This is a genomic window from Natrononativus sp. DTA114 (genome assembly GCF_059736515.1).
Genome location: NZ_JCASSN010000003.1, coordinates 619,129 through 636,231, shown reverse-complemented (window position 1 = coordinate 636,231; position 17,103 = coordinate 619,129). Strand labels below are relative to the sequence as shown.

Sequence of the window (17,103 nt, the reverse complement as noted above, 5' to 3'; positions counted from 1 at the left end):
TGGGCGTGCAGGGAGCGAAAGGCCCTTAAGAGGTCGCCGTCTACGATGAGGTGGACTAGGTCGGGCAGTTTGGCCCTGCTCGTCACCCGCACTACGGTCATCAGCGGGGACCGAACCCCGCGGGCGTCCGGTCAGACCGGCCGGGGCCCCGGGAGCCAACGGAGAAACCTCGTCCGTCGGGGACAGCGGTCCACGGTGGCCGTCCGCAGGGACGACCCATCGTGGTTAGCCGGCGACAGCCCATCAGGCGCGGAAGCGAGCAGTGGACCGCCGGACACCTGTCGCTCGACGGGTCGCGGGGTGGAGAAGGCAACCGGGATTCCCCCGGCCGGAACGCCGGGCAACCGCGGGCGTCCGCATTCATACCCACCGAAATTTTACGCTGGGCGAGCGGCGGCGCTACGCGCCTTGCTCGCTCGGCAAAACCATCAAAAGAGCGAAACTCTTTTGGACCTCGCGGAAGCGAAGCTTCCGCTCAGTTTCGAGCAAAAGCACTCCTCGTTCCCCTCACTGCGTTCGAGTCACTCGTCGGCCCGCTCGCTCACTGTGTTCGCTCGCGGTCGGTATCGGGAAATCGCCTGCCCTCCCCCGTTGAGCGGGAGCTTTGCTCCCGCGATGCTCGGAAGAGCAATCTCTTCCGTAGAATCGCGTAGCTCTCGCGTCGCTCGAGCCACGCTCCCGGCCACTACTTCGAAAACCAGATCGGAGTCGTCGAAACCCCCGTCAGTCGTCGGCCGTCTCGAGCATCGCCGGGTTCGCCATCTGCAGGCCGCCCTCGAGGGTGCGCACGGGGTAGGGGATGTCGATTCCCTCCGCGTCGAAGCGCTCCTTGACGCTCGTGATGTACTCGCCTTTGATCCGGACGAAGTCGGCTCTCGAGGGGTCGGCGATCCAGATCCGCGACTGGAGGCCGACGTCGGAGTCGTTGAGTTCGGTCAGTCGCACCGAGGGCGCGGGGTCGTCCATGATGTCGGGGTGGCGTTTGGCCTCCTCGACGATGATCTCGGTCGCCTGCTCGATGTCGTCGCCGTAACCGATCCCAAAGACGAACTTCAGCCGGAGTTTGTCGGCGTCGACCGGGTTCTTGAGGACGCCGCCGGTGAGCGCGCTGTTCGGCACCGTCAGCAGTTCGTTGTCGAAGGTTCGGACGCGAGTCACGCGCAGGCTGATGTCCTCGACGACACCCGAATAGTCGCCGTTGTCCCACTCGATCCAGTCGCCGATGCGGAACGGCTTGTCGGTGTAGATGAACACGCCGGCGACGAAGTTCGAGATGACGTTCTGGAGCGCGAGACCGACCGCCAGCGCCCCGGCGGCGGCGATTCCGGCCATCGACACGAGGAAGTTGCCGTAATCCGCGAGCCCGAAGGCGATGGCGACCGCGACGAAGAGCACGCCGAGGCGGGTCGCCAGCAGGAGTGGGGTCTGTGCGTGCTGGTCGAGTTCGCGGCGGTCGAACGCGCGCTTGACCAGCGGGATGACGACGGCGCGGCCGATCGCCACAAGAGCGACGAGCGAAACGGCGAAGACGATGACGCTCGCGAGCGTCGCCGCGAGCGCCCCCTCGAGCACGGGAACGTTGTCGTGGATCCACTGGCCGAGGGCGGTCGTCGCGTTGTTCATCGGTGCCACCAGCGCACCGCCGCTCATCGATGTATCACGGCGGTGTGTCCACGCGTCTCGACGAGGTCAGCGTTCACCCGGTCGGCGAGCTCTTCGGCCTTCTCCTCGGTCGAGCCGCCCGCTCGAGCCGCTCGGAGGAATTTTACCTTCACGAGGTTCTCGTTTTCGAGCTGGTCGTTGAGTTCGTCGACGACGGCCTCGAGGCCGCTCTTGCCGACCCAGAGAGTGACGTCGAGGTCGTGTGCGCGACGCTTCAGTTCCTGTTGATCCATACGCCGAATAGACGGGCGCGTAGTTTCAATGTTGTCGAATCGGAACGGTTCGCGCGCTCGAGCGTACGTTCACCAGTGTCAACCGACTCAATCGTAGGGATACCGGGCCTGCGTGCCGCAGTCACAGGTGATCACGACGTGGCCGTCCTGTAATCGAACCCTGGCGTTCGTCCCCGGCCGGAGGTAGGTGTCACACTCGTCGCAGGTGAATCGCCGGAACGACCGCGGCAGCGTCAGCCGATTCCGTTCTGCGACCCTGCGAGCCAGTCGAACGTAGGAGCGCGCTCGCTCTTCCTCGCCGGCTCGCGCAGCCGCTTTCGCGAGATCGTGCAGGCGCTCGAGTCGTTCCTCGGCGACGCTCATCGGTTCGCGTTTCGTCGGACGGCCTATCGGTGTTGCGTTCTCCACCCGCGCGCCAACCCGAACCCGCGGCCGAGGAACGGTAGCGTTTTGCCGCGAATCGGCGATGGAGGGGACGTGCGCGTGCTCAACTACCTCGAACTCGAGGAACCGCTCCGTCGGAGCGGCATCGCCACCGCAGCGGCTCACCAACGGCGGGCGCTCGAGCGGGTCGGCGGGTGTGAGATCCGCACTGATCCGTGGACCGGCGACGAGCCGCTGCGAGCGCTTCCACGCCGACTGCTCCGCGGTCGCGTTCCGCTTGAGTACGACCTCGCCCACTGCAACGCCATCGGCCCTGGGTCGCTCGCGGTGGCCGTCCACGCGAACCGAACTGGGCGACCGCTGATCCTGCACGCCCACGTCACCCGGGAAGACTTTCGGGGGAGTTTCCGTGGCTCGAAACCCCTCTCGAGGCCACTGGGACGGTACCTCCGGTGGTTCTACTCGCAGGCGGATCTCGTGCTCTGTCCGAGCGAGCAGACGAAACGGCTCCTCGAGTCCTACCCCGTCGAGGCGCCGATCGAGGCGCTCACGAACGGCGTCGACCACGCCTCACTCGCCGGGTACGAGCGGTTCCGGGAACCGACCAGAAAGCGGTTCGGCCTCGAGGGACTGGTCGTCTTCGCCGTCGGCAACGTCTTCGAGCGAAAGGGGCTGTCGACGTTCTGTCGGCTCGCCCGACAGACGGGCCACGAGTTCGCGTGGTTCGGCCCCTACGACACCGGGCCGCAGGCGAGTTCGGCGGTTCGTCGCTGGACGGGCGATCCGCCCGACAACGTGACCTTCACCGGCTGGGTCGAGGACAAGCGACAAGCGTTCGCCGCGGGCGACGTGTTCTGCTTTCCAACCCACGCCGAGAACCAGGGGATCGCCGTCCTCGAGGCGATGGCCTGTGGCAAACCCGTCGTTTTGCGCGATCTCCCGGTATTTCGGGAGTACTACACCGACGGCGTCGACTGTCTCATGTGCGAGACGGAGTCGGCCTTCCGCCGGGCCCTCGAGCGTCTCGCCGGCGACCCCGCGCTCAGGGAGCGGCTGGGTGAGAACGCGCGCAAAACCGCCAGCGAACACCGCCTCGAGATCGTCGGCGAGCGGTTGGCCGGGATCTACCGGCGCCTCCTCGGCGATGCGGTGTGAGACGGGCGTACGCGAGAGCGCGAATGGCGTCGGCGAGCACGTGACGCAATACTGTTATAGCGCCAGTAGCGAAGATTCTGAGAGATGAGTCGAGATCCGATCGCCTCGAGCGGGCGGGGCATGTCCCGTCGACGGCTGCTGGCCGCGGGAGCCACCGGCATGGTGGGGTCGTTGGCCGGCTGCGTCAGGGACGTTCGAAACGTCGTCAACCGGGACCCCATCGATCAGCTCTCGCTGTCGATCACGACGTTGCCGGCCGACGGCGACCGGGAAAGCATTCAGCTCACCCGCCGACTCGCAGAGAACCTCGAGACGGTCGGGATCGACGTCTCGATCGACCTGCGCTCGAACGAGGAGTTCCTCAGGGCGATCCTGGTCAACCAGGACTTCGACGTCTACGTGGGGCGTCATCCCGGGGCGACAGACCCAGACTTTCTCTACGAGGCGCTCCACTCGCGGTACGCCGACGAGGCGGGCTGGCAGAACCCCTTCGGCGTGACGAACATGGGGATCGACGACCTGCTCGAAGCCCAGCGAGTCGCCGACGGCGACGAGCGCCGGAACGCCGTGGCGAACGTACTCGAGGAGGTCGCCCGCGAGCAGCCGTTCGTTCCAGTCTGCGTCCCCGACGAACACCGCCTCGTCCGGACCGACCGCTTCGAGGGGTGGGAGGACCACCACCTCGACACCCGCCTCGGCTACCTCGGCCTCGAGCCACAGACGGAGGCGGCCGAAGAACGGCTCCGGGCGACGGTGATGGACGCCCGTCCCTCCGAGAACGTCAACCCGCTCTCTGCGGAGTACCGCGACCGGGAGACGATCACCGAACTGCTGTACGACTCGCTCGCGACGGAACTGATTCGGGGCACCGAGGATGTGGACGAATCGGTCGGCGAGGAGAACCAAGAACTGAGCGAGGAGCCCGAGACCGACGAGGACAGCACGCTACTCCCCTGGCTCGCCGAGTCCTGGGAGTGGGACGACTCGACGGTGGAGATCACGCTGCGAGAGGACAGTCAGTTCCACGACGGCGAACCCGTCACCGCCGGCGACGTCGCGTTCACCTATCGCTTTCTCGCGGACACCTCCCTCGGCGAGAGTGAGGTTCCCGCCCCCTCGCCACGCTATCGTGGGCTAGCTGCCGTCTTCGACGACCTCGAGGACGACATCGAGGTTCCGGACGACGGCGGTCGGGCGCTCTCGCTGACGGTCGCGACGAATCGAGCGGTCGCCGAGCGCGCGTTCACCGCTCCGATCCTCCCCGAACACGTCTGGCGAGAGCGAGCGGCGGCGGCGAACGTACGCGGGGTTCAGGTCGCACAGGGAACCACCGAGGCGGTCGTTACCGACAACGTCCCCGCTGTCGGCAGCGGCCCCTTCGCGTTCGGGGAACGAACCGAGCGCGAACACCTCACTCTCGAGCGCTTCGACGACCACTTCACGCGGCGATCCGACGTCGACCTTCCCGAAGCCACCACCGAGGAACTGCGGTTTCAGATCGACCCGCGAAGCGCCTCCGCGATTACGCTGGTCACCGACAACGACGCCGACGTCACCTCGACCCCCCTCGAGATGTACGCACTCGAGGAAGTCCCCGACTCGGAGGAGACGCGGCTCCTCGAGTCACCGTCACAGGCGTTCTATCACGTCGGGTTCAACACCCGCCGAGCGCCGTTTTCCAACCCGTACTTCCGGCGAACGGTCGCACGCCTGCTCGACAAGGCGTGGCTCGCCGAGACGATTTTCGAGGGCCACGCGACACCCGTCGCGACGCCACTCGAGACGCCGGTGGGACGGGGGTGGGTCCCCGAGGAACTGCGGTGGAACGACAGCGATCCGACCGTGCCGTTCTTCGGTGCCGACGGCGAACTGGACGTCGATGAGGCGAAACGGGAGTTCGAGGCGATCGGCTACCGCTACGGTGAGGGGGGCGACCTCCTGGTGAGGCGCTGATGCTCGTTCGCGTTCTCACTCAGCTCGCCCTCGTGGTGGCGGTCATGGTAGTTGTCGGCGTCGCCCTGTTCGTCGGTCGCGCCCGCCTGCGGACGACCGCCGGGGAGTGGGACACGCGAATTCGGGCCGCCGCACCGATCACCGCCGTACTGGCGACCGTCCTCCTGTTCAACAGCGTCGCCAGACAGATCGTCCCCGATCTCTCCTGGATGATCGGCGGCGACCGGACGGGCTGGATTTACGACGTCGAAGGGGAGTTCATCCTCTGGCTGCAATCACACGCGACGCCGGAGCTGACGGCGTACTTCTCGTTCATGTACATCTACGGCTACGTCTTCCTGCTCGTCTTTCCCGTGATCGCCTACTTCGCGCTGTCGGATACGCGTCCGCTTCGCGAGTTGCTGGGGGCGTACACGCTGAACTACACCCTCGGACTGGTGTGTTACACCCTCGTGATCGCCTACGGGCCGCGCAACATGATGCCCGAACTGGTCCAGGCGCTGTTGTACGACACCTATCCCCAGTACCAGCACCTCACCCGACAGGTCAACCGCAACACGAACGTCTTCCCGTCGTTGCACACCTCCCTCGCGGCCACCGTGGCGATGCTCGCCTATCGCACCCGCGGCGTCTACCCGAAGTGGTATCCCGTCGCGCTCGTGCTCGCGGTCAGCGTCGCCATCTCGACGATGTACCTGGGAATCCACTGGGCGATTGACGTCGTCGCGGGCGTCGGACTCGCCTACATCAGCGTCGCCCTCTCGGCCCACCTCGTCGGCCGCTGGTCGCTCTCGAGTCACCTCGAGGGCCGGCTGCCCGCGCTTCGACGGAGCTAGCGCGCCGACTGCGGCCGAACAAATGACTTAAGCGATCCGACCGAATTTCGCCGTACGATGGTCGAACGGGTCGCCGCGTTCACCGACACCTACCTCCCGACGGTGAACGGGGTGAGCTACACCGTCCGGACGTGGCGCGATCGATGGCAACGCCAGGGCCGGCAGATGAACGTCGTTTTTCCCGCCGCTGCGGACTACGACCCGGCCCCTCGCGAACATCCCGTCCGGAGCGTTCCGTTCCCCTTCTACGGCGGCTACCGCCTGGGCCGACCCAGTGCTCCCGCATCGCTTTCCACCGAGGTCGACCTCGTCCACGCCCACACGCCGTTTTCGATCGGCCTCGGCGCGCTCCGGTTCGCCCGCCGCGAGGAGCTACCGCTCGTCGCCTCTTATCACACGCCCGCGGCGGAGTACGCGCGCTACCTCGCGCCGACCCGACGTCTCGCGAGATGCGTGAGACGCCTGGCGGACGACTACGAACGGCGGTTCTACGACCGGGCCGACCTCGTGATCGCACCGTCAGTTACGGCTCGCCAGCACGTCCTCGACCGCGTCGGCGTCTCGACGCCCGTGCGGGTCGTCTCGAACGGCGTCGACCTCGAGCGATTTCGTCCCGTCGACCCCACGGCCGTGGTCGACCGCTACGACCTCGCCTCCGATCGGCCGCTCGTCGGCTACACCGGTCGACACGGCCACGAGAAGCGACTCGAGGAACTGCTGGAGGCGGCCGCCACCCTCGAGCGCGACGGGACGCCGGTGACGCTCGTCGTCGCGGGCGACGGCCCCGCCCGGACCGAACTCGAGGCGCGCGCCGCCGACCACGGGATCGACGCACGTTTTCCCGGCTTCCTCGACCGCGAGGACCTCCCCGCGTTTTACGCCGGGATGGACGTCTTCGCCTTTCCGAGCCCGGTCGAAACCCAGGGGCTGGTCGCGCTCGAGTCGATCGCCTGTGGCACTCCGGTCGTCGCCGCTAATGCGGGTGCGCTGGGAGAAACCGTCGCCGCCGGCGACACCGGCTACCACTACCCGTCGGGCGGCGTCGCCGCGTTCGGTCGCGCCCTCGAGCGGGCGCTCGCCGACCGTGACCGTCTCGAGAGACGCTGTCTGGACCGGCGGACGGCGCTCGGCGTCGACCGCTCGCTCGAGCGATTGCGATCGCTGTACGCGACGCTTACCGGGTGACTCACGGCGCGTCGTCGAAATCGCGAAAAACGTGGCAGTTAGTTCCCGTCCTCGAGCGCGTCGGCGATCCGCTTGAGCGCGCGGGTCTGGTCGCGCATCTCGTCTCGGAGCTGGCGGACCTCGCGGACGAGTTCCTCGTTACCCGCGTCCCCGCCGGCGCCGCCGGGACCGCCCGGGCCGCCGCCCATCATACCACCCATCATCTGAGCGAACGGGTTGCCGCCCATGCCGGGACCGCCCGGGCCGCCACCGCCGCCGCCGAACGGGCTCTCGGGAGCCTCGCCCTCACCTTCGCCCTCTTCGGCGCGTTTCTCGCGGATCTCCTCGACTCGCTCGCGGAACGATTTCTCCTCTCCCTCCTCGCCCTCGTCGACGTCGTTTTCGTGCTCGTCGGCCATGCCTTCGGATTCAGCATCTGCGCGGAAAAGGGTTGCCATGTCCGGCGTTTGTCGCGGGTGAGGCGGGCACGCTCGAGCCCTCGCACTCAGTCGAACGCGCCGAGCGACGACTGTAATCGGCGCCCGGTTTCGCCGGACTCCACGTCGTGTCCGACCAGATCGCGCATGTCGACCGCATAGCGGGTGCCGCCTCGTTCGAGGACGAGCAGGCGGCCGACGACGCCGACGACGGTACCGCTCGCGATCGTCTCCTCGACCGGACGTGACTCGAGTGAGAGTCCGTAGTCGAAGGAAAACCGCTCGATGACGTCGAACTCGGCGAGCAACGCCTCCCAGACGTCGGCGTCGACGCGTTCGGCGAGGGCGTCGACCTTCGTTGGCGTTCGAACGCGGTCGACGAGCCGTTCGGCGATTTCGGCCTCGAGTTCGCGGGCGATCCGGCCGTTCGAGACGGTGTGGATGTGCGCCGCGCACGCGGCTCCCTGTTCGCGCAGGCGGGTCTCGAGGCGCCACAGTTTCGTGACGCCGACTTTGAACGTGTCTGGAGCGAACGCCGCGAGATAGACCGCGTGTTCCTCGTAGCAGTCCATCTCGTCTTTCAGACACGTGCCGGTACAGCGAGCACAGACCCAGGTGCTCGCGTGGTACTCGCAGTAGGGTGCAGTCGGCCGGTCACAGCGGTGGTGGACCTCACCGTCGACCGCGCCGGCGCAGTGGCGAGTGGCAAGTGAGTACGAGAGAGAATCTCCGGCCTCGAGTTCCCGTCTGGTGATCGTTTCGCCGTCGCTCACGAGCAACGCGGGGCCGATGGCGGTCGGTTCGTAGCCGACGATCTGCACGCGACGGGGTAAGCCCGCGCCGATGATAGGTGTGGCGTTCGGCGTCCACCCTCGAACGACAGTTCGATATGACGAATTTCACAACACATGGAGAATCAAGCAAAATTATTAATTGTCTTTGGATATTACCATAGGTCGGATGGCAAGAGATAACACACCAGACGACGGTTCACAGACGACTCGACGCTCGGTTCTTCGTGCGACGACAGGTGCGGTCGCCGGACTTGGGATGACGGGGCTAGCGTCGGCCGATCCCGGCGATCGACTCGAGGTAAACGTTGGGTTCGCGAACGATCGGGGCCGGGGGGCTGCGGTCGATGCGGCCGCAGAGGTCCACCGCGAGTTCGCCTTCGACGCGATGACGATGACGGTCCCACAGCAGGCGATCGCGGGACTCCAGCGGAATCCGAACATCCGCTACGTCGAAGAGAACGGCGAGATGCAGGCGCTCCAGACGACGCCGTGGGGCGTCGACCGCGTCGGCGCGCCGACGGCACACAGCGCGGGCGAGACGGGCGCGGGCGCCGACGTCGCGATCCTCGACACCGGGATCGACTCGACCCACGAGGCACTCGTCGACGTCCTCGGCGAGGGGGCGGCGTTCACCGAGTGCGGAGACGGCGGATTTACCTGTATGTTCGGCGGGAACGGCAACGACTGCAACGAGCCGTGGGACGACGACAACGACCACGGCACCCACTGCGCCGGCACCGCCGTCGCCCCGGACGACGGCACCGGCGTCGTCGGCGTCGCCACCCAGTCGACGCTGCACGCAGTGAAGGTGCTCGACTGCCTCGGCTCCGGTTCGATGTCCGACATCGCTGCCGGCATCGAGTACACCGCAGATCAGGGCTGGGACGTCTGTAGCATGAGCCTCGGCGGGAGCCAGTCCAGTGCGGTCTCCGATGCAGTCACGTACGCTCATAATCGCGGCGTCTTCCTGGTCGCCGCAGCGGGCAACGACGGTCCGTGTTCGGACTGCGTGAGCTACCCAGCCGCAGAGCCCGAGGTCGTCGCCGTGAGCGCGACCAGCGAGGACGACTCGCTCGCCTCCTTCTCGTCGACCGGGCCGGAGATCGAACTTGCCGCTCCCGGCGAAGACGTCTACTCCACCGTCGCTGGTGGCTACGACACCTTCTCCGGAACCTCGATGGCGTGTCCGCACGTCGCGGGTGCGGCCGGCCAGCTGATGGCCAACGGCTACACCCACGAGGAAGCCCGCGATCAGCTTCACGCGACCGCCGAGGACATCGGTCTCGGCCAGAACGAGCAGGGCCACGGCCTCCTCCGCGTCGACGACGCACTCGGGCTGTAACACGCCTCCCTTGCGATCGGCCAGGGCGTCGTTACCATTTCTACGAACAATATATTTTAGGTTCAATTCGAATATACATTTAGGGGCATGTACATAATACTTAATTACCATTACCGAATCTAATCGGGCAGGATGGTACGAAATCCCACTCCGAGCCGACGATCGCTTCTCAAAGCAACCGGCAGCGCGCTCGCGGGGCTGAGCGCGGTCGGGATGACGTCCGCAGACGATGCGGCAGGCATCGTCGAGCGGAACGTCGGATACGAGAGCGCCCGCGGTCGAGACGCCGCGCTCGAGGCCGCCGACGCGGTCGTCCACGACTTCAACTTCGACGCGCTGACGCTCCGCCTGCCGGCGGCCGCCGCTGACGCGCTCGAGCGTACACCGGGCATCCGGTACGTCGAGGAGAACGGCGAGATGCGCGCGCTCCAGACGACACCGTGGGGCGTCGAGCGCGTCGGCGCACCCGAAGCCCACGACGCGGGCGAGACGGGCGACGGCGCGAGCGTCGCGATCATCGACACGGGAATCGATCGGACGCACCCGGCGCTCGCGGACAACGTTGGGGACGGCGTCACGATCGTCGCCGGTATCTCGAGTCTGAACGGCCAGGACGACAACGGCCACGGCACCCACTGCGCCGGCACCGCCGTCGCCCCGGACGACGGCACCGGCGTCGTCGGCGTCGCCACCCAGTCGACGCTCCACCCCGTGAAAGTCCTCTCGGCGGCGGGTACCGGCTCGACGGCCGACGTGGCCGCCGGGATCGAGTACACGGCCGATCAGGGCTGGGACGTCGGGAGCCTGAGTCTCGGCGGCGGGGAATCCGAGACGCTGCGGGACGCCTGTCAGTACGCCCACGACCGCGGCGTCTTCCTCGTGGCGGCCGCCGGAAACGACGGCCCATGTACCGACTGCGTGAGCTACCCGGCCGGCTACGACACCGTCATGGCCGTCAGTGCGACCGACGAAAACGACGACCTCGCGGATTTCTCGTCGACCGGCCCCGAGATCGAACTCGCCGCTCCCGGCGAGGATGTCTACTCGACCTACCTCGGCGGCACCTACTCGACGCTGTCGGGGACGTCGATGGCGTGTCCGCACGTCGCGGGTGCGGCCGGCCACCTGCTGTCGAACGGCTACGATCACGAGGCGGCCCGGACCCGGCTCCAGGACACCGCCGAGGACATCGGCCTCGAGGAGAACGAGCAGGGCCACGGCCTCCTCCGCGTCGACGACGCGCTCGACGTGTAGCGATCCGGCGGCGGCCGTCGGCCGCGTGCCAAAGCCTTTGGCTCCCGCTGCTGAACCGTCACGCATGACACTCGAGGGATCACTCGAGGCGACCGGCGATGACGACCAGATACGGTTTACGTTCACCGTGCAAAACACCGGTGACGAGCCGATCGAGCTGCAGTTTTCCGATAGCTGCAAGGCCGAGTTCGTCGTCGAGGACGAGGGCCGCGAGGTGTGGCGATTCACCGAGGGGCGGATGTTCGCGCAGGTGATCGGCTCCGAAGCGGTCGACCCCGGCGGACAGACGAGCTACGAGTGTACGTGGGACGACCCCCAGAGCGGTGCGTTCACCGCGGTGGCGGAGCTTCGAGCGCAGGACCGGACCTGCGAGGCTCGAACCGAATTTTCGGTCTGAGACGGCTCGAGCGCTTCGCCGCCGGGGTCGCCACCAGGTCGAAAGCCTGCCGATCCACTACCGGAAAGCGAAACCCCCTAACCCCGGCCGGGACTGGACTCGAGCATGCACGAGACTCCCGAGGTCGTCGTCCTCCGACTCGGCCACCGCCCCGGTCGGGACGAGCGGATGACGACACACGTGGGACTGACGGCGCGGGCGCTGGGCGCCGACCGGGTGTTGGTACCCGATAACGCGACCCAGTCGAAAGAGACGGTCGAAGACATCACCGGTCGCTTCGGCGGCCCCTTCGAGGTCGGGCTCACTGACTCGCCCCGCGGTATCGTCCGCGGCTGGGACGGACGCGTGGTTCACCTGACGATGTACGGCGAGCGGGTTCAGGACGTCGAGGCCGAAATTCGAACCGCCCACCGCGACGACCGAAAGCCCCTGCTGATCGTCGTCGGAGCCGAAAAAGTCCCCTTCGACGTCTACGAAGCGGCCGACTGGAACGTCGGCGTCACCAACCAGCCCCACTCGGAGGTCGCCGGGCTCGCGGTGTTTTTAGACCGGCTGTTCGAGGGCCGAGAACTCGAGCGCGAGTGGGAGGGGGGCGACCGGCGCGTGATCCCACAGGAGACTGGCAAGCGCGTTGTTCCGACCGACGAGGAGTAACGCCGGCCTCGAGAGTAGTAGATGTTCGGACGGCGCGAAAAGCCGGACTCGAGCGAGCCGTGATCACCGCTAGTCCGACCACTTGCACCAACTGAAACGGGTAACACACTGCTCGCAAGCAGTGCCCGAACGGCAGCTCTGTGCCGGTTTCAGGTGAGTTATCGCAATCGGGTGTGCACCGACGTTCAGTGACTACGACGGTTCGCTCTCGCCGGACTGATCGCCGTCGGTGTCGGCAATGCCCTCGTCGGACCCGCCAGCCGCCGCGGCCGTAGAGCTGTCGCTCGAGTGTGGCTCGGCGTCGCCGACATCCGACCGTACGACCCGCTTTATCCCCTTTTTTGCGACGACGACGCCCGCCGCACCGCCGGCACCCGCGACGACCGCACCGGGGACGCCGTACTTTTTGTATCCGTACGTGGCCGCCTTCTTACCGGCTGTGAGTGCGCCAATCATACACCGCGACTACCGCTCTCGACGGGGAATCGGCGGCGCCTTCTCTCACAAGCCCCTTTTATCCCGGTTGCGACGCCGTCACGTGGAACCGGCCGCTCGTTCCGTCGACAGTCGAGGGCCGACACTCCTCAAAAGACTTAATGGGTCCATGGAATTAGAGAGAGGTAATGGCTTTTGATGGGCTGCTCGAGGATCCGGTCATCCAGAAGTACTTACACGAGCTGGTCGGCCCGACAGGGATGCCCGTCGCGGCGGCCCCGCCGGACGGCGAAGTAACGGACGAAGAGTTGGCCGAGGAGTTAGACCTCGAGCTCAACGACGTCCGCCGGGCGCTGTTTATTCTCTACGAGAACGACCTCGCGACCTACCGACGGCTGCGCGACGAGGATTCGGGGTGGCTCACCTACCTCTGGACGTTCCAGTACGAGAACATCCCGGAGAACCTTGAAGAAGAGATGTACCGCCTCCACGGCGCTCTAGAGGAGCGCCAGGAGTACGAACGCAACCACGAGTTCTACCTCTGTGAGATCTGCTCGATCCGCTTCGAGTTCGGCGAGGCGATGGACTTCGGCTTCGAGTGCCCCGAGTGTGGCTCACCCCTCGAGTCGATGGACAACGACCGCCTCGTCACCGCGATGGAGGACCGTCTCGCGGCGCTCGAGGACGAACTCAACATCGACGCCGACGCATAATGGTCGTTCTCGCAACGAAGATTTACGTCGGCGGCGACGCCCGGAACCGGGCGCTCGACTCGCTTCGCTCGCTCGTCGGAAACGAACTCGCCGAACTCGAGGTAGAGTACGAGGTCGGGATCAGACACGACGACTTCCCCTCGGTCACGGTCGAGGGTGAGGACGCGAGGGTCGCGCGAAACGTCCTCCGGGAGGAGTTCGGCGAGATCGTCCCCGATCTCGAGCCCGGCGAGACGTACGTCGGGACCCTCGAGTCCTGGGACGACAACGGCTTCGTGCTCGACGCCGGCCAACCGGTTCGGATTCCGGCCGGCGAGCTCGGCCTCGGTGCCGGCTCGCCGCCGCAGATCCGCGAGCGGTTCGGGCTGGTCCAGCACCTCCCCATGCAGTTCGTGTATGGGGACGTTGAGGAGGGCGGTGACACCCCGTCGCGACTCGCCGACGAAGAGCGCGACCGTCTCTACGACTGGACTCGCGGCGACGGCCGACTGAACGTCAACAGCGCCACCCGCGCAGAGGTCCGGGCGACGCTCAACCGAGCGGGCCACGCCCAGGACTACGTGACGATCGAACGCCTCGGACTGCTCGAGCAGAGCGTTATCTGCCCCGAGGACACCGATCCGCCGGGGCTGCTCGCGAGCGTCGGGCAGTACCTGCCGGCCGAACTCCGGTGTGTCGTTCCCTGACATGAACCGGCGGCTCCTCCTCGCAGCAGTCGCCGTCGCCCTCCTGGCGACGCTTGCGGGCTGTTCGATGATCTTCGGCGGCATCTCCGACGAGGAACTCGATCGCGAGCAGGAGTACGACGACCTTCGCGACAGCGACGCCGACGTCGTTATCGATATCGAGGGAGGGAGCATCATCAGCAGCGGCGAGTTCCGTGCCGTCTACGACCTGAACGACACTGATGAGCTCTCGCTGTACCGCTCGAACTTCTACCGCGACGAGGCCCTCGACATCCACAGCGTCCGCTACTGGCACCCCAACGGCACGGAGCTGACCGGCTCGGAACTCGACGTCGACCAGGGTCGCTCGAGCACCGAAGTTCGAGTGCCGGACGGGAACGGGACCATCGCCTTTTCGGGCAACGCTGGCAGCAAGACGTTCCGGCTCCCCGCCTACACCCACGGCTCCTACGAGGTGACGCTGCCGGAGGGTCACCGCACCTCGAACTTCCTGTTCGGGGCGGTCAGCCCCGGCGGCTACGAGCGCGAGGTCGTCGACGACCGCGAGCGACTCCACTGGGAGCAGGTCGACAGCACGATCTCGCTTCGCTTCTACAACACGCGAGACATCCCGCTGTTCGCCGGCCTGGTCGTGATCTTGCTCCTCGCCGGCGGGGCGGGGATCGCCTACTACTACCGGCAGGTAAAGCAGTTACAGGAACAGCGCGAGGAGATGGGCCTCGACGTCGATATCGACGACGACTCGGGGAAGGGGCCGCCGCCGGGGATGCGGTAGCCCGCTTACCCGTTGATCGCTCGCTCGTCGAGCCAGAGCAGTTCCCGGTCCTCGAGTTCGAGTCGGCCCCTGAGAAAGCGAGCAGCGGTGTTCGGCGACGACACGCTATCCGTTCGGACCGACGCCGTGGTGCCGACATCGTCGACGAGCCAGCCGACGTACTCCGGAGCCACCTCGAAGACGAGCAGTTTCGGCTCCGGGACGCGAGCCAGCGTTCGCGTGGCGGCCGTCACCACCCGCGGGAGGTCGATCACCCGCACCGACTCCCCGGCGACCGAGATGGTGCCGGCGTTCCACGGGTCCTCGGCGCCCTCGAGCGCCGTCTCGTCGCTCACCCCGAGCACCGAAGCGACGCGGTCGATTTCGACGCAGTACGAACGGTCGACGAGATCGAACGGGAGCAGGCGGACGCCGCGAGACGACGTCGACTCGAGATCCTCAGGAGGGACGGTCATTGCTAGTGCTTACACTCGATACTTTCCGACCGTAAGTCTTCCGTCGGCCCCGGGAGCGTAGTTCGGCAGACGCCGTCAGTCGCGCTTCCAGTCTCCCGGCTCCACGTCATGGTACTCGCCTTTGGCCTCCCGCGCAGTCGGCCACACGGTGAGCAGGAGAGCAGCGAGATAGAACACCACGACGGCGGCGACGATCGCAGCGCCCGGTATCCCGGGAACCGCTGCGGTCTCGAACCAGGGTTCGTCGGGAACGAACAGGGTGATCCGAAACAGCCACGCCACGAGCAGGACGCTCAGCAGGGGGAAGTAGACCCGCTGAAGTCGCCGCGAAATCGCCTCCCGGGCCGTTACCTTGAGCGTCGGCTCCCGGAGATCGTCAGCGATCTCGCTGCGCCACTCGCGATGGACCGCCCCGTCCGGATCGAACGCGTTGGCGAACACGTTCTCCTCGATCAACCGCACTCGAGAGCGCGTCGCGTCGAAAGCTCGATACCGCCGAACGTCGAACACGAGGAATGTCGTCAGTGCGAGCATCCCGATCAGGAGGAAGTACGGCGGGCTATCCGAGGAGGCAAACGAGAGCGCGAGGATGGCGGCGATCACGCCGATGGCCCAGTCGACCGTGAGGTCGAGTCGGCTGATCCGGGTGGACATCTGGCCGACCTCACCGCGGTAGTAGTGGGGGAGCAACGAGAGGAACTCCGCCGCCTCCTCGCCGGCGTCCGCCGCTACCTCACGCGCCTCGCGCCTCTCGGGGTCGAACGTGTCGTCTTCGTCCATGTCACTCGTAGAACGCCGGCGGCAAAAGCGTCTCCCGACAGATCGGCGAGCGCACTCGAGACGCCGGTGTAGCGACAGCCGCCGCTCGAGGCTCACCCGGTGGGAGTCAATGTTTTATTCCTGGACTGAAATACACGAGTACGAACATGAGCCCGGATCTCCCCGACAAACTTCTCGGTCTCAGTATCGACGAGCCGGGAGCGATGCCAGCCGACGCGCCGGAGGAGGACGAAGAACTCGCCCGCTTCCTCTACTTCCTCCTGGGCGAGCACCGACTCGCGATCGCAGTCGACGACGTCAAAACGATCACCGACCCGCCGGCCGATCTGACACGGGTCCCTCGCTCGACCGCAGCCGTCGAGGGCGTCACCGACCTTCGAGGGGAGATCACGGCGGTCCTCGAGCCGCGCGTCCAGTTCCCGGTCGACGGCGAGCCGTCGGCCACCCAGCAGCTGATCGTCCTCGATCGGCCGACGGATCGACAGCCGGCGGCGATCCGCGTCGACGAGGTCGTCGGCGTCGAAACCGTTCCCGAGCGCGTCGTCAACGGGCCCGAGGAACTCGAGGATCCCGAGGTTGCGGGCGGGGCGATCGAGCACCCGCTCGTCACGGCAATCGTCGAACGTGAACGGACCCCGGATCGCCCCTCACGTCGGAGCCGCGCCCCCACCGACGGCGGTAGCGGGGACTCGACGACGGCCAGAGACAGAGTCGCCTCGAGACTCGAGCAGATGGGACGCGACGGCCGCCGCGACGGCGACGAGTTTTCCGTCGAGGAGGAGGCTGCGAGCGAGTCCGCAGACGCAGCCCCGGAGCCGGTCGTCCTGGAGGCGACACCGCTGATCGACGTCGATGGACTCCTGCGGACCGCCGGGACCATCGACTGAAACAGTTCAGGTACGTTTCGAGCCGGGGCAGTTGCTGCTCCGATGGCACCTATCACTACTGATAATCGGGAGACAGCATTTATGGTACCGGTATCGGTATCGGATTG

At 66.6% G+C, this 17,103-nt stretch carries 20 protein-coding genes and 1 other RNA gene; 13 read left to right on the top strand and 8 right to left on the bottom strand.

The features are described 5' to 3' along the window. Positions 1-48 precede the first annotated feature (48 nt). Positions 49-360, top strand: an RNA gene (gene ffs, locus AC6I6S_RS13370) — signal recognition particle sRNA. Between the two features lie 363 nt (positions 361-723). On the opposite strand, the gene AC6I6S_RS13365 is transcribed toward ffs, so the two are convergent. From AC6I6S_RS13365 to AC6I6S_RS13355, 3 genes are all read right to left on the bottom strand, one after another. Beyond that, positions 724-1,623 carry a mechanosensitive ion channel family protein gene (locus tag AC6I6S_RS13365; protein WP_497951482.1) on the bottom strand — a complete coding sequence of 300 codons (900 nt, stop codon included), beginning with the start codon at positions 1,621-1,623 and terminating at the stop codon, positions 724-726. A gap of 23 nt (positions 1,624-1,646) precedes the next feature. Next, complete coding sequence (locus AC6I6S_RS13360; RefSeq protein ID WP_497950782.1) at positions 1,647-1,895, bottom strand: YhbY family RNA-binding protein; 249 nt, start codon at positions 1,893-1,895, stop codon at positions 1,647-1,649. Positions 1,896-1,982: 87 nt separating this feature from the next. Next, positions 1,983-2,258, bottom strand: coding sequence for a ribonuclease P protein component 4 (locus tag AC6I6S_RS13355; protein WP_497950781.1), 276 nt, complete (start codon positions 2,256-2,258; stop codon positions 1,983-1,985). 114 nt (positions 2,259-2,372) lie between these two features. Here AC6I6S_RS13355 and AC6I6S_RS13350 point away from each other — a divergent pair, with 114 nt between their 5' ends. The 4 genes from AC6I6S_RS13350 (at position 2,373) to AC6I6S_RS13335 (ending at position 7,408) form a co-directional block, all read left to right on the top strand. Beyond that, positions 2,373-3,434 carry a glycosyltransferase family 4 protein gene (locus AC6I6S_RS13350; RefSeq protein ID WP_497950779.1) on the top strand — a complete coding sequence of 354 codons (1,062 nt, stop codon included), beginning with the start codon at positions 2,373-2,375 and terminating at the stop codon, positions 3,432-3,434. 84 nt (positions 3,435-3,518) lie between these two features. Then, positions 3,519-5,387 (top strand): ABC transporter substrate-binding protein, encoded by a 1,869-nt coding sequence (locus AC6I6S_RS13345; RefSeq protein ID WP_497950777.1) that lies wholly within the window; start codon positions 3,519-3,521, stop codon positions 5,385-5,387. Then, a complete protein-coding gene (locus tag AC6I6S_RS13340; RefSeq protein WP_497950775.1) occupies positions 5,387-6,223 on the top strand; it encodes a phosphatase PAP2 family protein in 837 nt (278 codons plus the stop codon). The genes AC6I6S_RS13345 and AC6I6S_RS13340 overlap by 1 nt, the downstream gene beginning before the upstream one ends. A gap of 57 nt (positions 6,224-6,280) precedes the next feature. Continuing rightward, complete coding sequence (locus AC6I6S_RS13335; RefSeq protein ID WP_497950773.1) at positions 6,281-7,408, top strand: glycosyltransferase; 1,128 nt, start codon at positions 6,281-6,283, stop codon at positions 7,406-7,408. A 38-nt stretch (positions 7,409-7,446) separates the two neighbouring features. Here the strand turns inward: AC6I6S_RS13335 and AC6I6S_RS13330 are convergent, their stop codons facing one another. Together AC6I6S_RS13330 and AC6I6S_RS13325 are read right to left on the bottom strand one after the other, a co-directional pair. Further along, a complete protein-coding gene (locus AC6I6S_RS13330) occupies positions 7,447-7,845 on the bottom strand; it encodes a hypothetical protein (protein ID WP_497950771.1) in 399 nt (132 codons plus the stop codon). Positions 7,846-7,892: 47 nt separating this feature from the next. Further along, on the bottom strand, positions 7,893-8,645 hold the full coding sequence (locus tag AC6I6S_RS13325) for a DUF2797 domain-containing protein (RefSeq protein ID WP_497950769.1): 753 nt from the start codon (positions 8,643-8,645) through the stop codon (positions 7,893-7,895). Positions 8,646-8,784: 139 nt separating this feature from the next. Between AC6I6S_RS13325 and AC6I6S_RS13320 the strand changes: the two genes are divergently transcribed. The 4 genes from AC6I6S_RS13320 to AC6I6S_RS13305 all read left to right on the top strand — a co-directional run bounded on the left by AC6I6S_RS13320 (position 8,785) and on the right by AC6I6S_RS13305 (position 12,265). Then, entirely contained in the window at positions 8,785-9,960 is a 1,176-nt protein-coding gene (locus AC6I6S_RS13320; protein WP_497950767.1) for a S8 family peptidase, read from the top strand. 132 nt (positions 9,961-10,092) lie between these two features. Further along, positions 10,093-11,214, top strand: coding sequence for a S8 family peptidase (locus AC6I6S_RS13315; protein ID WP_497950765.1), 1,122 nt, complete (start codon positions 10,093-10,095; stop codon positions 11,212-11,214). Between the two features lie 64 nt (positions 11,215-11,278). Further along, positions 11,279-11,611, top strand: a complete 333-nt coding sequence (locus AC6I6S_RS13310; RefSeq protein ID WP_497950763.1) for a BsuPI-related putative proteinase inhibitor — start codon at positions 11,279-11,281, stop codon at positions 11,609-11,611. A gap of 105 nt (positions 11,612-11,716) precedes the next feature. After that, complete coding sequence (locus tag AC6I6S_RS13305) at positions 11,717-12,265, top strand: tRNA (cytidine(56)-2'-O)-methyltransferase (protein ID WP_497950761.1); 549 nt, start codon at positions 11,717-11,719, stop codon at positions 12,263-12,265. 192 nt (positions 12,266-12,457) lie between these two features. Here the strand turns inward: AC6I6S_RS13305 and AC6I6S_RS13300 are convergent, their stop codons facing one another. Next, the gene (locus AC6I6S_RS13300) at positions 12,458-12,721 is read right to left on the bottom strand and encodes a hypothetical protein (protein WP_497950759.1); all 264 of its coding nucleotides are present in this window, start codon (positions 12,719-12,721) and stop codon (positions 12,458-12,460) included. A 167-nt stretch (positions 12,722-12,888) separates the two neighbouring features. On the opposite strand from AC6I6S_RS13300, the gene AC6I6S_RS13295 reads away from it, so the two are divergent. Genes AC6I6S_RS13295 through AC6I6S_RS13285 form a run of 3 tightly spaced genes read left to right on the top strand, consistent with a single transcriptional unit; the run spans position 12,889 to position 14,874 of the window. Beyond that, positions 12,889-13,413, top strand: a complete 525-nt coding sequence (locus AC6I6S_RS13295) for a transcription factor (RefSeq protein WP_497950757.1) — start codon at positions 12,889-12,891, stop codon at positions 13,411-13,413. Then, positions 13,413-14,099, top strand: coding sequence for a DUF2110 family protein (locus AC6I6S_RS13290; protein ID WP_497950756.1), 687 nt, complete (start codon positions 13,413-13,415; stop codon positions 14,097-14,099). The genes AC6I6S_RS13295 and AC6I6S_RS13290 overlap by 1 nt, the downstream gene beginning before the upstream one ends. Before the next feature lies 1 nt (position 14,100). Continuing rightward, the gene (locus AC6I6S_RS13285) at positions 14,101-14,874 is read left to right on the top strand and encodes a DUF5803 family protein (protein WP_497950754.1); all 774 of its coding nucleotides are present in this window, start codon (positions 14,101-14,103) and stop codon (positions 14,872-14,874) included. 5 nt (positions 14,875-14,879) lie between these two features. On the opposite strand, the gene AC6I6S_RS13280 is transcribed toward AC6I6S_RS13285, so the two are convergent. Further along, positions 14,880-15,329: a chemotaxis protein CheW gene (locus AC6I6S_RS13280; RefSeq protein WP_497950752.1), complete on the bottom strand. Its 450-nt coding sequence runs from the start codon at positions 15,327-15,329 to the stop codon at positions 14,880-14,882. 75 nt (positions 15,330-15,404) lie between these two features. Next, positions 15,405-16,109, bottom strand: a complete 705-nt coding sequence (locus tag AC6I6S_RS13275) for a DUF2270 domain-containing protein (RefSeq protein WP_497950750.1) — start codon at positions 16,107-16,109, stop codon at positions 15,405-15,407. Between the two features lie 146 nt (positions 16,110-16,255). On the opposite strand from AC6I6S_RS13275, the gene AC6I6S_RS13270 reads away from it, so the two are divergent. After that, complete coding sequence (locus AC6I6S_RS13270) at positions 16,256-16,996, top strand: chemotaxis protein CheW (RefSeq protein WP_497950748.1); 741 nt, start codon at positions 16,256-16,258, stop codon at positions 16,994-16,996. Positions 16,997-17,103 lie beyond the last annotated feature (107 nt).

Coding starts and splice junctions, on each gene's coding strand:
- AC6I6S_RS13365 (WP_497951482.1), bottom strand. CDS start 1,623: ATGAACAACGCGACGACCGCCCTCGGCCAGTGGATCCACGACAACGTT.
- AC6I6S_RS13360 (WP_497950782.1), bottom strand. CDS start 1,895: ATGGATCAACAGGAACTGAAGCGTCGCGCACACGACCTCGACGTCACT.
- AC6I6S_RS13355 (WP_497950781.1), bottom strand. CDS start 2,258: ATGAGCGTCGCCGAGGAACGACTCGAGCGCCTGCACGATCTCGCGAAA.
- AC6I6S_RS13345 (WP_497950777.1), top strand. CDS start 3,519: ATGAGTCGAGATCCGATCGCCTCGAGCGGGCGGGGCATGTCCCGTCGA.
- AC6I6S_RS13340 (WP_497950775.1), top strand. CDS start 5,387: ATGCTCGTTCGCGTTCTCACTCAGCTCGCCCTCGTGGTGGCGGTCATG.
- AC6I6S_RS13335 (WP_497950773.1), top strand. CDS start 6,281: ATGGTCGAACGGGTCGCCGCGTTCACCGACACCTACCTCCCGACGGTG.
- AC6I6S_RS13330 (WP_497950771.1), bottom strand. CDS start 7,845: ATGGCAACCCTTTTCCGCGCAGATGCTGAATCCGAAGGCATGGCCGAC.
- AC6I6S_RS13320 (WP_497950767.1), top strand. CDS start 8,785: ATGGCAAGAGATAACACACCAGACGACGGTTCACAGACGACTCGACGC.
- AC6I6S_RS13315 (WP_497950765.1), top strand. CDS start 10,093: ATGGTACGAAATCCCACTCCGAGCCGACGATCGCTTCTCAAAGCAACC.
- AC6I6S_RS13310 (WP_497950763.1), top strand. CDS start 11,279: ATGACACTCGAGGGATCACTCGAGGCGACCGGCGATGACGACCAGATA.
- AC6I6S_RS13305 (WP_497950761.1), top strand. CDS start 11,717: ATGCACGAGACTCCCGAGGTCGTCGTCCTCCGACTCGGCCACCGCCCC.
- AC6I6S_RS13300 (WP_497950759.1), bottom strand. CDS start 12,721: ATGATTGGCGCACTCACAGCCGGTAAGAAGGCGGCCACGTACGGATAC.
- AC6I6S_RS13295 (WP_497950757.1), top strand. CDS start 12,889: ATGGCTTTTGATGGGCTGCTCGAGGATCCGGTCATCCAGAAGTACTTA.
- AC6I6S_RS13290 (WP_497950756.1), top strand. CDS start 13,413: ATGGTCGTTCTCGCAACGAAGATTTACGTCGGCGGCGACGCCCGGAAC.
- AC6I6S_RS13285 (WP_497950754.1), top strand. CDS start 14,101: ATGAACCGGCGGCTCCTCCTCGCAGCAGTCGCCGTCGCCCTCCTGGCG.
- AC6I6S_RS13280 (WP_497950752.1), bottom strand. CDS start 15,329: ATGACCGTCCCTCCTGAGGATCTCGAGTCGACGTCGTCTCGCGGCGTC.
- AC6I6S_RS13275 (WP_497950750.1), bottom strand. CDS start 16,109: ATGGACGAAGACGACACGTTCGACCCCGAGAGGCGCGAGGCGCGTGAG.
- AC6I6S_RS13270 (WP_497950748.1), top strand. CDS start 16,256: ATGAGCCCGGATCTCCCCGACAAACTTCTCGGTCTCAGTATCGACGAG.